This is a genomic window from Photobacterium carnosum (genome assembly GCF_002849605.1).
GTDB lineage: Bacteria > Pseudomonadota > Gammaproteobacteria > Enterobacterales > Vibrionaceae > Photobacterium > Photobacterium carnosum.
Map to the genome: position 1 here is coordinate 1 of NZ_NPIB01000002.1, position 17487 is coordinate 17487.

Genomic DNA, 17487 nt, shown 5'->3' on the forward strand with positions numbered 1-17487 from the left:
ATAGCTCTGATGATAATTCTGATAGCGATAGCTCTGATGATAATTCTGATAGCGATAGCTCTGATGATAATTCTGATAGCGATAGCTCTGATGATAATTCTGATAGCGATAGCTCTGATGATAATTCTGATAGCGATAGCTCTGATGATAATTCTGATAGCGATAGCTCTGATGATAATTCTGATAGCGATAGCTCTGATGATAATTCTGATAGCGATAGCTCTGATGATAATTCTGATAGCGATAGCTCTGACGATAATTCTGATAGCAATAGCTCTGACGATAATTCTGATAGCAATAGCTCTGACGATAATTCTGATAGCAATAGCTCTGATGATAATTCTGATAGCGATAGCTCTGATGATAATTCTGACGGTAAATCTTCTCAATCTTCTGATACTGACTCTTCTCAATCTTCTGACAATGACTCACAAGAACCATCGAATCAAGCTACAGCACAAGACATCATTGATGCCTTAAATGCTGGTGACGGCGATTTAATTGGTGACTTACATGAGGAAATAGAAGAACTTTTAAAAGAGAAAGCAATAGAAGTAGAAGATGAATTTAAAGACAAAAATGGCAAGTATACAACACCATCATTTGCATTAGGCGTATGTAAAGAGAGATGTTTTATAGGTGTACCATCATGGATAAAAGACGCTGATCCTGTTACTCAACGTATGCGTCAGGTGCTTAATAGCATCGTGTATTCTCGTAATAAGACGGAACGCTCTTACGAACGTACAGGTAATACTATAGCAACAGGTGAACTCTGGGGTGCAAGTTGTGGTAATAGTCGAATCTTTCAGGTTGAGACTACACATCGAGCTCCTAACGCCGCTTTTCAGATCCTTGTGGATAAAAGCGGATCGATGGATGGATATGCGATGCAACTGGCAAATATCGCTGCGTTTTCGATTGCAAGTGCAATTGAGTTTATTCGCGGTGCTGAATGTGAAGTTCTTTATTATCCTGTAGGTGGATCTTCTGGCTTGAAGGTTCATGTAGCTAAGTCATTCAAAGAAAAAATAAGCTCATGTAGAAACAAAAGTTTCAATGTGATGGCTAATTACGGAACACCAACAGCCGAAGCGCTATTAACAGCTTTGAGTCGAATTGGTGTTCGAAAAGAACCGAAAAAAGTGATTTTTTTAATTACTGATGGTGATGCCTGTGATGCAAATATTTATGACGTCCTTAATGATTGTGACGCTGCAAATGTTGACGTTATTGGTGTCGGTATTGGATTAAATAATCTTGCTGGATTCGAAAATAGACCTTACGTTTCAATTAATGATGCTTCGGAACTTGCTCCGCAGCTATTTAGTTATATTCGTAATGTTTATCAAAAATAACCAACCAACCAACCAAACTAACTAACTAACTATTATCGATTATACCTAAAGGGTAAATATTTCCCTTTAGGGCCATATTTTCCTTTTCGTATTTATCGATCTCCTTGGAGGAATTTAAATATGAGAACTGTAGATATTTTTCATTTTGAGAAGTATAGCAACGGAGCTTTCCTTATTGGCGATTTATGTGAAGTAAATGGTCAAGAAAGAGTCATTGATGCTGAATACATTTGTTGTAATGGCATTACAGAGGAATTGATCGCTGGATTAGAGGACGGATGGGAAATGTGTACTCGTAGAACAGTAGATATTTCATCATTATCTCAAAAGCAGCAACAAAAGATTAATAAATTAATTCTATGGGATAAGGCGTTTGCTGGCTAATACCAATTATTAATATAAAAAATGAGGATTGCCATTTTGTTTACCGCAAATTTGGCAATCTACCGCTTCACTGGGATTCGTTAAGCCTTCGGTTCCTTATGAGCAGGTTTAACGAATCCCGGTGATTTGTTAATTTATTTTGGAGTTGAATAATTATGTATGGTCAACAAAGTTCAAAAATCGAAAAAGTTAGAGCGTTAGCAGATGGTAAGTGGGACGTTGTGTTTCAATCTTATCCACAGTTAGCTGATGCAATGTGCAAAGCTCCACGCGCTGTACCTTGCCCCGTCACAACTAATAGTAAGCGTACTTCCACTAAATTCCGTTTTTTTAAAGACTGGATTCAAACAGGAGGTGCGTATCATAACGATGAAGGCGCTATGCCGGATGGTATTGATGTTATTAGTTGGTTAGAGGGATCTAGCAAAGGGGAAGCTATGAATCACATTATCGATATTCTTGGTGGAAATATAGGCCAAGTTTCAGATAATCAGGTTCGGTGGAAACAACAAGAAATGCAAAAAGTAAGGGAAGAACACTGTTCAGAAGAAGAACGGGCATATCGAATGAATAGAGTTCGAGTGGTTGCCCAATCATCTATACCTGCAGCACACGCTCCTGAAGTCCACGCCTATTTACGTAGCCGAGGTCTAAAAGGGGATTTCTCTAAACTTCCGCATGACTTGCGCTATACGAACCACATTCGGTACCCAGTTAGTCTAAGAGAAGAGGGTGATAATCGCAGTCCTTGGTACTCAGCATTAATTGGAACGTTTGTGGATGTGAAAGGTAATAATTGTACGCTCCATCGTATATTCCTCAATAATGGTGCGAAAGCCCAAGAGAGTAATTGTAAACTAATGATGTCTCCACCATGGGACATTAGAGGTGGGTATATTAAATTAGACCAACCTGCAACGTTTACTGGCGAAGGCGGGGTTCAATGTTCGGTCCTTGGATACTGCGAGGGAATTGAAACAGCCTTAGCTATACGTGAAGCAACTGGTATGCCTATGCGTCCTTATTTCTCTGCCACCTTATTAGGGATGGCCGAGGGCATAAACGTACAAGGTGTTAATCGTGAAAATACAATTATCATTATATGGGCTGATAAAGATGTCTCTAATACTGGTCAAAATACAGCTAACACGTTAGCTGAAAAATTGGCAGGGGAGGGATATTCAGTTCAAGTGATGTTACCAGAGCAAAGTATTCCGCAAGGTGAAAAATCTGTAGATTGGCTAGATGTATATCGAGATTACGGGGCTGATGCATTCCCTATCTTTTTAGATGAGGAATTTGCCGTAGATTGCATGTAGTGTGAAAAGTAAATACGTATTTAACGTAGTCAGTCATTTTGTTGTTATTCAGCCACAACAAATGCCCCATTGATTAAGTGATCCGATTTTTCGGTCTTACTTAATCAGTGGTTTACTCAAAAGGGCACTTTATTAAGTGTATTTTTGAGTAAGCCACATACCGGCTTTATTGAAATCAATCCTCAATCTTATCATCACTAAAAGTTTAACTACTTTCATCAAACCAATTTCTTTTTGGGTCATTGATGGTGTTTTAAGAAAGAGTTCGCGTCCATATTTATATGATATCTTTTCATCTTAATATGTTCGTTTGAGTAGCCATATAAACAACTACTATAAAAATGTTTATAACTAACCTGTTTATTAATCGCACAATGCTTTTAATAAATATAACTAACTATCACGTAATAAAGTCTTACTTTTAGCTTCATATTGATGTTTTTAGTGATCTTTTTTAGTGATTAATTGGACTATAAATATGAATAATCAAAACTTATCTCAATCAACCATGTTCGATTTAGATAGTGATGATTTACATAACTCAGATTTGTTATGTGGAGATGGTATTGAAATTGATAACATTAGTAACGTTACCAATGATCTTGATACTGCTTTACTAAACGCAAATCTAAAACACCCAACATACCTATACAATGACAACCTACAAGAGTTAAGACATTCACTTGAATCTATTTCTCGTCGTCTTAAATTATTGAATATTGTTAACGTAGAGGTAAAAAATTAATTAACTAGCATCCATCGGATATAGCATTTATATCCTATGGGATCATAAGTCTTTTCCTTTTTGATGCGTCATATACCAAAGGAAAAAATTATGATTATTAACGCTACGACAATTACAAATGAAGTATCAGTAATTTTACAAACTCTATACGACTATACAGTAATCGCTATTCATTACTTACCAGTAATTAAGCCTTATTTTGTTGGAATTATGGAGTATCTAAAACCGATTCTTGTCCCTGTGGTTCCCGTTTATGTTACTTATAAATTGGCACTAAAATTTTTAGACAAGAAAAAGTTAGTAAAGGAATTATTGACTACTTATAGGGATCTTGAATTTTTTTATGCCTTAGAAAAAGAGCACGTAGAATTACATAAGCTGTACATTAATAAATCAATGAAAAATACAGCAAGAGATAATGTACGAAACGCTGAAAATAAGGTTTTATCAATTAACAATACTCCAGCAAAACTGAAGATAAAAATTGCTAATCTTGAAGAACTCGATAAAAAACTGCAATTCCCTAAAAAATAAACCATAACCACTGCCATACGGAAAAACCAATCCCTATGGATCGTGTTTTTCTGTATGTGCATAACATAACACTTGGAGAAACATGATGATTAACAACTCAACTGTGAATGCAATTAATACCTCTAATTTTAGTGATTTAGGTATACATGGCACAAACACAACATTTGATGATTTAGTGATTAAAATGCAACAATTATCTGACTCAATAGCTCTACCTAAATATTACAAAGACGATATTGCTCTCGATTTTAAAATATTGAAGAAATATGGTTTAGGTAAGAAGTATGTATGGTTATTACGTGAGTCTGGTTGTTTATTGTTTCCGTTAGAAATCGGTGCGAATACTCATTTCATTGATATGTACATGAAAGGAGATAAGACGGCCCGTTACTTTTTAGTTGATACTTCGAAAGATGATTTAGTCGAAATAACACCTAATGAAGTAACCCCACTTATAAATAAAGCGCCTATTAACGTTCATTCTTACGATACAGCTATTAGCCTTATCAATGCTATTGAACGAGTCTTATCTGATGTTAACGTAACAAGTAAAACATTTATGAAGGCAGATATGGGAACAACACCGATTTTTTGGCAAGAGTGGGTAAAATGGTTTGAAGGTGAAAATGATATTATGCATACGCTAATGTTTAACTCCATCAACAAGCTAAACACCCTCACAAACCATTAAATCGTAACGCACATACAACCATACCTAACAAGGGTTAATAATTATCCCTTTTTATAGGTGGTGATCATTGCTATCCCTTGTGATTTTTATTAGGAATAAAAGCAATGACAGCCAATCTATGCAAAACACAAGAAATTAATCAATTGCTTGAAGATAAATGCGAATCTATCGTCTGGGTTAATAACAGTTATCTCGATCCTATCGTATTAACTGATATTAAATTATTCATTATGAAAAATACTAAAGTGTTACGCCAGCAAACGGATCCTAAGATACTTTTTAAAGAGTCCTTAGAACGTTATGTTATAGCTCGTAAAGCTCGTAAAGCTCGTAATATTCGTAATGCACTTACAACAGATGATAAGAGAGTAGACCTAAAGTTATTTTTTGATGAATTAGATGCAAAAATAGGTAATCCATATTTTCGTGAGTTATTTATTATGTCTAAATTTAATCCGATAAATTTATTTATTGTTCATTTTGTTATTTTTATTGCTAGCCAATTAATTACAGGAACAATTCAGGAATATTTTTTTGGGGATACATCATTAACAAATTTTGATTTATTCATGGTCGTATTATTTGCTGTTAGTTATCTTATTTCATTTGTTAAATTGCTCCAATATGAGAACTCTTTTATAAATAACATACGGTAACACGCATAGCACAACCTATATATTTACTTACATACCGCTTGGTAAACCTTACCTTGTTGGTATCGTTTCCTCGCTGTATTTTTACCTTAGAGGAAATAAAAATGAACCTTTGTAACTTACCTTCAATCACTCAACACTCAATCGATGTAATAGAAGTATTCGTTCCTTTTGCTGCTAAAGTTCTTTTGGACCAGAAAAGATACTCTTTATTGGCTACTCGATTAGATGCAAAAGCGATAAGTGTTAAATTTGATCCTAAATCTAACGCCGCAATATTATTAAATGCTTGTCCGTTTAATGATATAGCAACTGATAAACAGCTAGACCAGAAAGAGTTAAAGAAGATTCTATCAATAATGGATGTTCCAGTGGATGCAGCATATAAAAGGTGGTTTTCAAATCTTTGTGTAATGTTGCATCGTGGAAAAGATGGTAGTGTCGCTAAACAGTTAACAACGACGATAACGCCTCCTATTATTGCTCCCGCATCTTTATATATTAATAACCCTATAGCTGAACGTGCTTTTATCAATAAATTGGCATCACGAATCACGCAAATCTATGCAACGATGACATGTGCTTTTTATGATGATTTAACTCGTTTTATTTTGGAGTTATGTCTGCATTTTGTTGATGTAGAAAACCAAGATGGGTCTATATTGTTGAAGGATCGAGTGATAGGAAATTATAGATATACATTAACAGCAATACCTTGTGAGTTTAATAGCATATCACTTTATTCTGATGCTAATTTAGAATGTTTTGCGGAAAAAATGTTATTAAATCCATTGATAATGAATCTTGATGTCCATGCTGCACTGTTTATTGATGATGAGATTGTGACAGATAGCGTACTTGGTGGAGTGACTATTGAATCTAATTTAATAGGCGATTTACCAAATAATACTGATGTTAAATATTTAAGAAAAAAAGTATTTTCTGGTGCTAGATTAATCAATCCAAAAACGCAAAAAACAGTCGTAATTGAGAAGGAATTAGAAGAGATTGAGCCAAAGGCCGAACCATTTAATGACGGTTATTGGAGCACTCTTTCTTTTTAATCCTCGTAAGTAACAAACAACATAACCTAAGGGTAAATACTTCCCTTATGGGTCATGTATTTACCCATATTAAAACTTTGGAGAAATACAATGACCAACTTTAACACTATTGATAATAAAATTTTCAACGATGACCATACAATTGAAAAGCCATATTGTTGTCCTGTTTGTGGTAGTGCAAATACAATACACACACCTTCACAAGAATGTGAGTTTATTTGTTTAGACTGCTGTGATTCTATTCAACAGAGCAATGGTGATTCAGTTTATTCATATGATGAAGAAATGACGATCGTAGCTAATTTTACTGACATGTGTGACGTAATTCTTAGAACATCTCATAATTATGTTAATCCTGTTTTAATGACAGAATTAAATTTGTATCGAGATAAATATAAAGAAACGTTAGACCAATACTTCGAATCTTCTTACATGTGGCAAATGCGAGTGATTTATAGCGTTATTTACTCAGCTTCGCATAGAGATATGTCTGCTGATAAACGCAATGAGCTTTTAGATGATGTTTTTGAGGGTATCCTTAATAAGATTTCATCTACAAAAAGTAACTCGTTAATAGACCCGAAGATAATTACGGAAGCAAAAAATATTATTGCAAACTATCAGCAATATTTTGAACGCGACCTAAAGGCAGATTTTAACGCCACTATTCTTAGTTTTATAGCTCGTAAAAAAGCGATTAAGAACCTAGTGGCTATGCCATACATGACCAATAATACCCGTTATATTGAAGAAAATGATAAATACAGTGGCGATTTTGCTTCGATGGAACAACGTTTTCATAAGCGTATTTTTATCATGTGCAAATGTAACCCGGTAATAATATTTTTCTTTTATATGTTTACATTGGTATTTATGCAAATAACAGCTGCAGTGTTTGAAAGAACATTTTTGGGAGGAACTTTCGTTAATGTTCTCGATCCAATTCAGTTCGTAGTTTGCTTGGTCCTGTATCTTCGTACTATTAGCTCTTTAACCCATTACCTTCTTGGCGATGGATGTTATAGAGATAATTGTAACAATGATTATAACTAATAAATAAAACATACCGACAGGTAATACTCTTACCTATCGGTATCTGTATTCCTGTTTTTACATTTAAAAATTGGAACTAGAGGAATACAAATATGTTTATTGAGAATAAAGAAGAATATTTAGATGAATTAGGTCTTATCATTCGTGCTCATGTGTCTCAATTTGTTATGAATGAATATGCGTCTTTAAAACAACTATTCGATGTGGCTGACTTTGGCATAAAGGTCAATATGTACGATGACACGTCTTTTTATGTTTTAAAATATGTTGAAATTTACCCATCAACCCCCGTTCTACTAGACGAAGATTACGTGCGTTTTTTATGTGCAATGGTCTTATCTATGAGCGATAGCACTCAAGAATTAGTTGATGAAATGGTCAGAGTTGGTATTAAGGCATCTTGTTTCATGAATGAACAATTTACTTTTTGTACTGATGGCGAGTGGGTAAATAAACAGAGATATGGCAAATGCAATATTACACAGTTAGAACGTGCATTTAGTTTGATGCGTTATCTCATGTGCAGTATAGCTAGAAACATAAATAATTATGTTAAGGATTTTGTCATTTCGGTTTGTAATTTAAATGCTATGAACCAACAAATACTGGCTAAGCGTCTTATCAAGACGGCTAACGTAACAGTGCGACTAGAAGTAGAGGGGCGTTATTTTGATCTTACAGATGTGGATTATACGGATATAAACTCATTAACGAGTGCTCGTGTAAAAAATATTTTAGAAATGAATATTGCTCCGTGTCGATACAGTTGCCAAATTTTTCATAATAATGAACTAATTGGAGAAGCTGCTCGAAATGGCTTTGAGTCAATAAGCGATGAAGTACGCTGTTCAACGGTTATATTTCGTCGTTTGTTAATTACAGCCATTAAAAAAGCACGTTTAGTCTTACCTCGGCAACAAGTCCAGGTAACTGATGAAAAATCAGAATTGAATGGTAATGATCTGTTTTGGGGATCATTAACATTCTAATTCGTTAACTATAAAAATAACATTACCTATTAGGTGTATAAAACGCCTAATGGTGTTTCTGTACGCCTATTTAAGTAATAATTTTGCTAATTGGAGTATAGAAACATGTCTAATCTAGAAAAGTTCATATTAATGTCAACCGGTATTAAAAGTGAGATGTTGGCTGAGGTTTCAATTAGTCCCATGACGAATTTTGTCCGTGATGTGGCTGAATGTATTGTTAAACCAAAGCAATGCTATGACAACTCATTTAAGCTTTTACAACGATTGATTCAGACCACAACCGAGGATGTTAAATACGTTCTTGGTATGTGCGTCTGCTCATCAATTTTACCAATTGAACACGCGTGGATAAAAGTGGGTGCTAAATATTATGATCCAACACTAGAAATTGTAGTTGGAGATATTATTGCCAATACTTATTACTCAGTGATGGAGTTTGACTTGGATGAAGCTATCACGGCTATGGAAAGTGTACTGGAACGTTCTGATGGTGATTATTGCCCTCCAATGTTCAATCGCATGGTACATAGCCCAATATATAAACATCTATATATGTCTCAACAAGAGCGTAAGGCAATGTTTATAGGTAACTCCATTTCTCTTGAACTGTAATCCACATACTACATTAACTATCAAAGGAATTACTAATAAGTACCTTTTAACCTTGTTGTCTTTATTAAGTCAGCATTGATTTTTATTAGGTATTCAATATTAGTCATGAATAACCACATTATAACTCTTTATATCTCTTTATGATTTATGAAGCGTTCTCGTGTGTCTTATTCATGATTCCTGATTGAACAACTACTAGGAAAGATAAAAATGTTAACTACTAACGCTAAATTCGAAACAAATTCTTTTAACTATAAACGCAACCAACCCGTAATCAATCTTGTTTTGGATATGTTCCGTGACCAAGGCTATTTTGATATCGCTAATGATGACAAATTGAGTTTTACTGTTGATTCACATGGCTACGTCACCGATATTCATTTTCCTGAGATAAAGATGTCTGAAATGGGATTCGTGCGACTTATGGCTAAATGGTTTGAACAGACTAAAAATATTAAGACTTTTCATCATGTCATGAAGTTAAAGGAAATTGTTGAATTTGTATTTAATAGTAAGCTGGAGTTTGTCGATTTTAATGCCGGCATTAATAGTGAGGTTCCTGTCGGTAGTCCTGATTGGGTCGTCTGTAAAAATGCCTGTATGTTTATGGATACTGATATTGATAAAATTGTCAAATCAAGTATTAAGTTGATTAATAATTTTATTAATAATACAACACTTAAACATGAACGCTATTTGGTCAAACAGCACATACTCACAGGCTGTCGTGTCGATGTCTATTGTGATGCTTGTGATGAAATATTTGGGCTATCTAAAAAAACAATGAAACAACTATGCCAAAACGGAGGTTCTCGTTTAGTGTGCATGGATATTGATATTGAATTTTATGGTCTTAATATAACTGGTATTGCAGATTTTCAGTCTCGTATTATTAAATCTCAGTGCGGTTCAAGTTACGAAGATATTGTTAAATTAAATATGCCAATTATTCGTGATTGTTTGCATGAAATGGTCATGGAAGAACGAGACGTACAAGGTCTAGTAAAGGAAAATTTAGATTGTAAGTGCGTATTATCGATTGATGAATTACGTGCGTGGCGATCACTTGGTATTGACTAAGCGTAACAACAAATAGAACATTAACTTAACCCTAAGGGCAGTATTGATTACCCCTTGGGTGTTTAATGCTGCCTTTTTTATGGAAAATAATGAAATGACAGCAAAAATGTTCACAAATTATATCTCTAATTCATTAGTGGCTCTTGGTTACGCAGAATATAAAGATGAAACTTTAATCAATTGGTCGATTGCTTATTGTCAGTCAGATTATGTTGGGTGGGATTCTACTTATCTATGTAATGATTCAATAATAGCTACGGCCAAGCGCCTTTTAACCAAAACTCATAGCAACTATGTGAAGGCGATTGAACGAATAATTACTTCAGGTAAATATATTGAAATGAAGGTTAGAGGAAAGCGCGTTGAATATAGCTCGAATTCCTTAACGGCATTGCAAGAAACTGCCTGTGAAACACTGTGTGAATGCATTGCTGACGAACTTGAGGGCCTTAAATCATCATTTAAGCGTGATGGTTATGCCTTTTTGTATGATGCAAATGTAAGTGATACAGAAATTATTTACGATAGAACATTCGGTGATTACAAAATACAAGTTACAAAGGAAAATTGTGAGGATTTATATCTATTCCATGATCCTGAGAATGAAGTATTTAACATGAGCCAAATACGTAGTTTTATCGATGGAAAAGAAATGTACCTTGATTCTGAGGTGACTCTATTAAAACGCAAACCTGAATGTGAAGAATATTCAATTGTTTGTCAGACCACTATATCTTCGGTGATCTGTGATAAGTCATTATCTGATGAAAAGTTGTTTCATTTCATATATAAAGAATATGTCGAATTATTCGCTGATCTAATTTCCGAAGGGAGACGGATCATGGGAATTGAACGACCTGAACGCGATATTTTTTTCCAATCTCGTTATATAGCAAAGATAGAAATCGAAGCTAAACAACAAAGAGAGGAAGAAAGTGTTAGTTTTTGGCGTGCGGTCACATTGGCATAAATTATCAAACTTCACTGTTTTAAGTCTGGTTTGAATAAGTCGAGTTACTATACTTCCCGCATGGGGAGAAGGTAACTCGACTTTTTTTTTGCCCATTTTTTGGAGTGGTTAACTTACGATGGTCGGACTGGTAATTCGTTGGGTTTTTTATTAAAAGGCCAGATCTCGAATAAATACTGATGACACCGCTCATGAATGCATGTTTGTGGTGAGTAAACTAAAATACCATGTTTATAAAGCGCGTCTACAACCTCCATCTTCAGCTTGGTTGCTTCTTTATTTGACGTCGGTGGTAGGACGATAAAAACGTGAATAAAGTTATCTGAAAGCTGACCGTTTTTATCAAAGAGTTCTGCATGATCTTTAATGATAAAAACATTTTTTAATCCGTTGGGCTTAAAACCACCTTTAGACCAATCTTGTTCGTAGGCATAAGTCGCAGACCAATCTGATATTTTTAATTCATTGAAGGCATTAGATATTCGGTCGTTCATCTTCTGGGGAAGGTTATCTATCCGTTTTTCTTCAGAGTTAAAACCATTCCAGATGTTTTGTAATACACGCTCAACATTAGCCACTACTGCATTTCTGTGTCCTGTTGCCGCAATCGAGGTGAGTTCTGGTGTAATAATACTGGGAAATCGACGTTCCTTGATGGCTCTGTGCGCCCAGTTTGATAAAAATTTATTAGCGGCAATACGATTTTTAATTTTATTATCTTGGCGAGCTGTAGATAAGGCGACTAAGCCGCAAAATGCACAATGGCTGATAGCATCACTGTAATTGATGGTGGTCATATTAAACCTGATAGTACGTAAATAAACATGATAGATCCTATTGTACAGTAATTATCGAACGCGCAAGAGGCTAGTAGAATGATTGGTCATTTTTATCGTTGTTTAATGACGACATAATATCAATGGCGTCCATAACTTCTGCGCATATTTCATTTATAGAATAGAAATCTTGCTTTTTGATCGTTAGCGCAGGGATGTTAACGAAGTTAAGTAATTCAATGATTCGACGTTCTTTCTTGCTGGTGGTCGAATAAATCCCTGATTGTGATATAACAATAACAGCAACTACTTTTAGTGTTCGTGGGTCGATAATACAAATGTCCAGCACACTATCTTCAATGTCCTTATTATCTGTACGTTTTACCATCGATGATAGAGCTGTACCAAACTGGATGTTGTATGTAGCACCCATCTGCGCAATTATTCCGTTGAAAAGGTGCCAGGTAGCCTCACAGTCATAAACTGGTTTTTTTAGGTAATCTTTTTCAAATGTTTTATTTGTGGCTACCTTAATGTCTTCTTTAATGAGTAGCTTTTGTTGTTGTTTAGCTACGATAATATGGCTAATACGAATACCTATATCAATAACAAACAACACGACTAGAATTAGAAATAATGACGTAAATAAATCATGAATCATAATTAGATGATAAGCCTGTACATTAACTAAAATAATTGAAGCATATTATATTATTTGTAATGCAATGACGATTTATTGAATTATTTCTGGTGCATTTAAAATTTGAGCTTCAGTGAATCCTCTTCTCTTTAAATTTGTAAGAGAGTAGGGGTTATCTTTCTCTGATGACCTCTTGGAAGCATCAATCGCTATTGAGATGGCTTTGTCGGCACTATCATCACCGACCGCTACTCTTAATGCACGACTTGTTTCTTTTATTACGAGTGCCAATATAAGTTCAGCATCGTTGTTGGATTTATAATTGCATTTTACTAATATATCACGTAGATGTTCTGCAATGATTTTACTCGCATTTTCTGGTGTAACCATTTTTCATGTGTCCCTAAATAAATCGTAAGTGGCTGACAATTTATACCCGATAAACTGCCAGCGTAAAAATAAAATTGTTAATTTAAAACTTCTTCATCACACGCATTAAAATATGAACTTAATGCTGTGACGCAAGGATCAAACAAAGGCCATTCACCAAAAGCTTGCTTAATAATTGTTTTTTCTCTCATTTTATCTTGCCATTTGTTCCATATACCATCGTATAGACTAACGCTTTGGCAAAGAGATATTGTTCCTGCTGTAGCAAATGATATGTGTTGCGTCTGATCGTTAAAGTCGGCAATACAATAACCACCAACAAATTGACCGCGTTCCTTTTGCCCATGGAAGGGATTAAATTCGTGACGAGGACGTTCACATTCATTAATCCATTCGAATTTATCTTTTGCGTAAACAAGCACACAATGTACTTTTTTGAGAATGCCGGCTCGAAAAGCAATGTATTCTAACCCGCGATATGAAGGCTCAAGGTGGCACTCTAATCGTCCACTGTTTTTATTGAATCGAGGTACAAGATACGCATGTTTTTTTATTGGATTAAGTGATAATCCAACGGTAGCCGCCATATACAGTGCCCGTTGAACACTATCGACTGTGGCTGACGCAAGGGCATATTTTTTGTCGGATGCGCTATTGTAATTATCAAGAATGATGTTTCTGGCATATAGAGCTTCTTCTTTGAATGTTAAAGCTGATCCATTAATACTCTTATATTGCTGATTATGAGCAGTAAATATTTCCTGTGATTGTTCTATCGCGTCAAACGGAGCCAAGAATGGGGATACTAATGGTACTTGTTGCTGCTTAGGGCGCTGCTGTTGCTGAATAGGGCGTTGCTGTTGCTGAATAGGGCGTTGCTGTTGCTGTTGCTGAATAGGGCGCTGCTGCTGAATAGGACTTTGTACTGAGCTGCTTTTATTTGTGTATTTAGCTGCCTTTTCTTTTTCTAGATCAGATTGTTTTGGTTGTGTATTAGAGGCTGACCATAATGGGGTTTTGACTCTCATGTAACTAACTTCACGTTCAAACGGATTCATAAGTAATATCTCGCTAATTAACTATAGGTTTATTGTTACATGAGTCTTGAGTCGCGCAACCGCACACTTGTCGTTATTGGCTTACTACTACTCATCAAAATCATAGAATGAATCAACAACTTGAATAGATTCAGGTTTAATAACTTTGAAATCGTCAGGTTCATTTTCAGTAAGTGGTCGCATAGCTTCTTGTTGTTCTTGAGCTAATCGTTCTACAGCATCTTCGGTTACTACAGCATCTTCGGTTACTACAGCATCTTCGATGACTACAGCATCTTCGGTTACTACAGCATCTTCGGTTACTACAGCATCTTCGATGACTACAGCATCTTCGGTTACTACAGCATCTTCGGTTACTACAGCATCTTCGATGACGACTGTTGGCAAAGCCTCGTTATTAGATTCTGTACGCTTAGAACTATTCCAATTCATTGCTATTTCTGCTGGCGTCCTATGATCGGCATTATCTGCTTTATCAATATTTATTTTGTCTTCGTATTCTGAAAAATATTTATCTGCATCAATGATATAGTCACAATATTGTGAATAGAATGTCGATAGAGCCCGCTTGATCACTTGTTTACGACGGTACTCATTTTTAAATGGACCAAACCAACCCTCATTACCACTCATTTCAGCAATAGCATCTAGCTCGGCTATTGTCATATTAGAAGTTAAACAAGTGCCATCTATTAATTTTAGAGTACAAAATGCTCCTACAACGTCACCTCTCCCCATGAATAGGTTATCGATTTCAATAATTGGTTCTTCGGATGTATTTGTAACCTTTACCCGATCATTTTCGTGTACAACCCAAGCATTAATAGCTAATAGGTTCCCTGTGCTAAATGAGAGTTGTTGCATCCCCTTATAAGTAACATATATTTTTGCCGTTGGGATAAAGTCGTTAAGCTCACCTTTTACAAGTACATGGCCAAGTGCAGGGGAAAGAGTTAAGCCAAGTGCCGCTGTCTCTAACAAAATAGTACAAAGTTGGTCTGTATCAACCTCATAAAGTGATACTTGTTCATGATCTTGTGCTGAACTAATGATGATACGCTTTAGGTGTTCGCATTCGCGGTCAAAGTCTAAGTTATGATGATGATTTGCTACGATTTCATTAAAATCTGCTTTAACTTTTTCTGCTGACTGATTAAAAATTAGCTGTGAGGTCATTTTTGCTATCTCGTTGTAATATTATTGATTATCAATGATGTGTTGACGTGATTGGTCAATACTTTCTGTTTTGAAATACTTAGAAGAATACTTAGAAGAATTCTTATTCTGGAATAAAAATTCATCAAGCTCTCCCGCTATTTCAGCAAGAAGTTGTACTGATTCATTATTAGTAACTAAGTTTTTAAGCACTCGTTTTAATGTGTGAACAAGGAAAAACTCAGTATTAATCTGATTCCCGGTCATACCGTTTAATCGAGCCAGTTCTAAAATTTCTTCCGCTGTGACAGTGATAACCATTTTTGTGTTTTCACTAGCAATAACAGCCACGCTGCCCATAACGCTTCCTTTGAGTTGCGAGGTTGGCAATGTATAACGTTCGGCTAAAATAGATTCCTCAGTACAGCCATTCCAGCTAACTTCTTCATCACTAAAAACGATTTTTAATGCTTCAATCGTAAATCCTGCATTAGAACGGTTTAATGCCCGAGCCATGCCTGTCGCTGAAACCATCAACTTAGCTTCAACGCTATTAGTGATGCGATCATTAATACCAACGATCTTAACTTCGTTAAGTGATGCCCGTAGGCTTAGTTTGAGTTTTGCGGTATTAACTACGCATTTGAATAAGCTATTTTCTGTAGCCTTATGAAGTAACGAGCCTTTAGCTACGCTTTTGGTTAAAGCCTTTTCTAATTCAAAGAGTTCGTGAGCCAATGTTTTTTCATTGGTGTAGCATTGCTCTTTACGTAACGGTTCAATGAACCCGTTAATCAGAGATTGTATTTCTGTATGTGCCATTTTTATATGCCCTGTAAATATCTGTATCCAGTTTTACATGGTTTTTTGTATGCGCTACCCCTTAAAAATTAAAGCTCAAATGATCACTGTGTGTAAGTGACAATTTTTTTATCGTAGTTAAGTAACGACAAGGCCGATTGGTAAATATTACCAATCGGCCTTTTATATAGGATCAATTTCCCACGATTAAATCATTCCATTTATAGCTATTGTTGGCCGAATTTACTATTTATCTATGTTCCTTTTTGGTGTGATTATTTATTTTTAACCATCATTGTGTTTTTTGTTAACAATAAATACAACTTACGTATATAAAAAACATTGTTATCAGTTATCGTAATGTAATGACAATAAAAATAAGTTCGGTATTTATGTAAAAAATGGGGTAGCGCATATAAGAAAATATGAAATAATAGTCTCAACAACAACGCTTTGTGATTTAAACTAAGATAGTTGTTAATGTTTGTTAATTAATCAAATTAACAATGACCATAATAATTGGAGATATAATAATGAAATTACATACTTCTAAAAATGTTATTGCGGCAACAATGATTAGCCTTCTACTTGTAGGTTGCGCTTCTAATGGTGTTGATGATTACGTTAAAGCTCAAAAACAACAACATGAGCGTGCTGTCGAAGTTGAGCAACAACGTTTTGACGATATCCCTGATTGGTTTCTAAATGTGCCAGCTAATACAACTGATAGTATTTATGCGGTCGGCACTGCAAATACTAATAATTTGCAATACTCACTAAACCAAGCAAAGTTGAATGCTGAATTTGGTTTAGCAAAGGCTTTAAACCAAGAAATTACAGGTCGTGAACGTCAATACATGCACCAAGGTACGGATGGTAATGTACAAATGGACGGTGATAACGTAATTACAAAATTTGTTGATCCGACAGATATTGTAGGTGTGCATACCGTAAAAAATAAAGTTCAATACTCCGACGGTAAATACATTGTATATACGTTATTGAATCTTGACGTAAATCAGCAGCGTCAAATGCTTAAATCAAAAGGCGTGGACTTAACAGCAATTAGTGCTTCTCATGCTTATCAAGATGTGAAGAAAGAAGCTGCACAACGTAAAGAGGCTAAAATTGAAGAGGCGAAATCTAAACAGGCAACGTTACGCCAGAATTTGGCGATGCAAGAGTAACAGGTTACAGAAGCGTAATGAGCTA

Annotated in this window: 20 protein-coding genes; 14 read left to right on the forward strand and 6 right to left on the reverse strand. The window is 35.2% G+C overall.

The features are described 5' to 3' along the window. The 13 genes from CIK00_RS02680 to CIK00_RS02740 form a co-directional block, all read left to right on the forward strand. A partial coding sequence (locus CIK00_RS02680) for a vWA domain-containing protein (protein WP_144043129.1) occupies positions 1-1358 on the forward strand: 1358 nt, incomplete at its 5' end. 120 nt (positions 1359-1478) lie between these two features. After that, on the forward strand, positions 1479-1742 hold the full coding sequence (locus CIK00_RS02685) for a hypothetical protein (protein WP_101767389.1): 264 nt from the start codon (positions 1479-1481) through the stop codon (positions 1740-1742). Positions 1743-1897: 155 nt separating this feature from the next. Further along, positions 1898-3061, forward strand: coding sequence for a DUF7146 domain-containing protein (locus tag CIK00_RS02690; RefSeq protein WP_101767390.1), 1164 nt, complete (start codon positions 1898-1900; stop codon positions 3059-3061). Between the two features lie 478 nt (positions 3062-3539). Further along, positions 3540-3806 carry a hypothetical protein gene (locus CIK00_RS02695; protein ID WP_101767391.1) on the forward strand — a complete coding sequence of 89 codons (267 nt, stop codon included), beginning with the start codon at positions 3540-3542 and terminating at the stop codon, positions 3804-3806. 90 nt (positions 3807-3896) lie between these two features. After that, positions 3897-4340 (forward strand): hypothetical protein, encoded by a 444-nt coding sequence (locus CIK00_RS02700; RefSeq protein ID WP_101767392.1) that lies wholly within the window; start codon positions 3897-3899, stop codon positions 4338-4340. An 82-nt stretch (positions 4341-4422) separates the two neighbouring features. Then, positions 4423-5031 carry a hypothetical protein gene (locus CIK00_RS02705; protein ID WP_144043130.1) on the forward strand — a complete coding sequence of 203 codons (609 nt, stop codon included), beginning with the start codon at positions 4423-4425 and terminating at the stop codon, positions 5029-5031. 104 nt (positions 5032-5135) lie between these two features. Beyond that, positions 5136-5687, forward strand: a complete 552-nt coding sequence (locus CIK00_RS02710; protein ID WP_101767394.1) for a hypothetical protein — start codon at positions 5136-5138, stop codon at positions 5685-5687. Positions 5688-5788: 101 nt separating this feature from the next. Continuing rightward, on the forward strand, positions 5789-6748 hold the full coding sequence (locus CIK00_RS02715; RefSeq protein ID WP_101767395.1) for a hypothetical protein: 960 nt from the start codon (positions 5789-5791) through the stop codon (positions 6746-6748). 90 nt (positions 6749-6838) lie between these two features. Further along, positions 6839-7801: a hypothetical protein gene (locus tag CIK00_RS02720; RefSeq protein WP_101767396.1), complete on the forward strand. Its 963-nt coding sequence runs from the start codon at positions 6839-6841 to the stop codon at positions 7799-7801. A 92-nt stretch (positions 7802-7893) separates the two neighbouring features. Beyond that, a complete protein-coding gene (locus CIK00_RS02725; protein WP_101767397.1) occupies positions 7894-8790 on the forward strand; it encodes a hypothetical protein in 897 nt (298 codons plus the stop codon). 105 nt (positions 8791-8895) lie between these two features. After that, positions 8896-9405 (forward strand): hypothetical protein, encoded by a 510-nt coding sequence (locus tag CIK00_RS02730; RefSeq protein ID WP_101767398.1) that lies wholly within the window; start codon positions 8896-8898, stop codon positions 9403-9405. A gap of 210 nt (positions 9406-9615) precedes the next feature. Next, positions 9616-10485, forward strand: a complete 870-nt coding sequence (locus CIK00_RS02735; RefSeq protein WP_101767399.1) for a hypothetical protein — start codon at positions 9616-9618, stop codon at positions 10483-10485. A gap of 94 nt (positions 10486-10579) precedes the next feature. Then, entirely contained in the window at positions 10580-11455 is an 876-nt protein-coding gene (locus CIK00_RS02740) for a hypothetical protein (RefSeq protein WP_101767400.1), read from the forward strand. A 113-nt stretch (positions 11456-11568) separates the two neighbouring features. On the opposite strand, the gene CIK00_RS02745 is transcribed toward CIK00_RS02740, so the two are convergent. From CIK00_RS02745 to CIK00_RS02770, 6 genes are all read right to left on the reverse strand, one after another. Then, positions 11569-12252, reverse strand: a complete 684-nt coding sequence (locus CIK00_RS02745; protein ID WP_101767401.1) for a DUF2913 family protein — start codon at positions 12250-12252, stop codon at positions 11569-11571. Between the two features lie 70 nt (positions 12253-12322). After that, positions 12323-12892 (reverse strand): hypothetical protein, encoded by a 570-nt coding sequence (locus CIK00_RS02750; protein WP_101767402.1) that lies wholly within the window; start codon positions 12890-12892, stop codon positions 12323-12325. 72 nt (positions 12893-12964) lie between these two features. After that, positions 12965-13261, reverse strand: a complete 297-nt coding sequence (locus CIK00_RS02755; RefSeq protein ID WP_101767403.1) for a hypothetical protein — start codon at positions 13259-13261, stop codon at positions 12965-12967. Positions 13262-13338: 77 nt separating this feature from the next. After that, entirely contained in the window at positions 13339-14319 is a 981-nt protein-coding gene (locus CIK00_RS02760) for a recombinase RecT (protein ID WP_101767404.1), read from the reverse strand. Between the two features lie 87 nt (positions 14320-14406). Next, positions 14407-15495 carry a recombinase RecT gene (locus CIK00_RS02765; protein ID WP_101767405.1) on the reverse strand — a complete coding sequence of 363 codons (1089 nt, stop codon included), beginning with the start codon at positions 15493-15495 and terminating at the stop codon, positions 14407-14409. A gap of 21 nt (positions 15496-15516) precedes the next feature. Continuing rightward, the gene (locus CIK00_RS02770; protein ID WP_101767406.1) at positions 15517-16296 is read right to left on the reverse strand and encodes a recombinase RecT; all 780 of its coding nucleotides are present in this window, start codon (positions 16294-16296) and stop codon (positions 15517-15519) included. Positions 16297-16808: 512 nt separating this feature from the next. Between CIK00_RS02770 and CIK00_RS02775 the strand changes: the two genes are divergently transcribed. Continuing rightward, on the forward strand, positions 16809-17462 hold the full coding sequence (locus CIK00_RS02775; RefSeq protein WP_101767407.1) for a hypothetical protein: 654 nt from the start codon (positions 16809-16811) through the stop codon (positions 17460-17462). The last annotated feature ends 25 nt before the right edge of the window (positions 17463-17487 follow it).

Excerpts from the sequence above, each read along its gene's own strand:
- CIK00_RS02765 (WP_101767405.1), bottom strand. The coding sequence starts at position 15,495 with ATGACCTCACAGCTAATTTTTAATCAGTCAGCAGAAAAAGTTAAAGCA.
- CIK00_RS02750 (WP_101767402.1), bottom strand. The coding sequence starts at position 12,892 with ATGATTCATGATTTATTTACGTCATTATTTCTAATTCTAGTCGTGTTG.
- CIK00_RS02735 (WP_101767399.1), top strand. The coding sequence starts at position 9,616 with ATGTTAACTACTAACGCTAAATTCGAAACAAATTCTTTTAACTATAAA.
- CIK00_RS02705 (WP_144043130.1), top strand. The coding sequence starts at position 4,423 with ATGATGATTAACAACTCAACTGTGAATGCAATTAATACCTCTAATTTT.
- CIK00_RS02700 (WP_101767392.1), top strand. The coding sequence starts at position 3,897 with ATGATTATTAACGCTACGACAATTACAAATGAAGTATCAGTAATTTTA.
- CIK00_RS02760 (WP_101767404.1), bottom strand. The coding sequence starts at position 14,319 with ATGAATCCGTTTGAACGTGAAGTTAGTTACATGAGAGTCAAAACCCCA.
- CIK00_RS02710 (WP_101767394.1), top strand. The coding sequence starts at position 5,136 with ATGACAGCCAATCTATGCAAAACACAAGAAATTAATCAATTGCTTGAA.
- CIK00_RS02745 (WP_101767401.1), bottom strand. The coding sequence starts at position 12,252 with ATGACCACCATCAATTACAGTGATGCTATCAGCCATTGTGCATTTTGC.
- CIK00_RS02770 (WP_101767406.1), bottom strand. The coding sequence starts at position 16,296 with ATGGCACATACAGAAATACAATCTCTGATTAACGGGTTCATTGAACCG.
- CIK00_RS02685 (WP_101767389.1), top strand. The coding sequence starts at position 1,479 with ATGAGAACTGTAGATATTTTTCATTTTGAGAAGTATAGCAACGGAGCT.
- CIK00_RS02725 (WP_101767397.1), top strand. The coding sequence starts at position 7,894 with ATGTTTATTGAGAATAAAGAAGAATATTTAGATGAATTAGGTCTTATC.
- CIK00_RS02775 (WP_101767407.1), top strand. The coding sequence starts at position 16,809 with ATGAAATTACATACTTCTAAAAATGTTATTGCGGCAACAATGATTAGC.
- CIK00_RS02695 (WP_101767391.1), top strand. The coding sequence starts at position 3,540 with ATGAATAATCAAAACTTATCTCAATCAACCATGTTCGATTTAGATAGT.
- CIK00_RS02715 (WP_101767395.1), top strand. The coding sequence starts at position 5,789 with ATGAACCTTTGTAACTTACCTTCAATCACTCAACACTCAATCGATGTA.
- CIK00_RS02720 (WP_101767396.1), top strand. The coding sequence starts at position 6,839 with ATGACCAACTTTAACACTATTGATAATAAAATTTTCAACGATGACCAT.
- CIK00_RS02690 (WP_101767390.1), top strand. The coding sequence starts at position 1,898 with ATGTATGGTCAACAAAGTTCAAAAATCGAAAAAGTTAGAGCGTTAGCA.
- CIK00_RS02730 (WP_101767398.1), top strand. The coding sequence starts at position 8,896 with ATGTCTAATCTAGAAAAGTTCATATTAATGTCAACCGGTATTAAAAGT.
- CIK00_RS02740 (WP_101767400.1), top strand. The coding sequence starts at position 10,580 with ATGACAGCAAAAATGTTCACAAATTATATCTCTAATTCATTAGTGGCT.
- CIK00_RS02755 (WP_101767403.1), bottom strand. The coding sequence starts at position 13,261 with ATGGTTACACCAGAAAATGCGAGTAAAATCATTGCAGAACATCTACGT.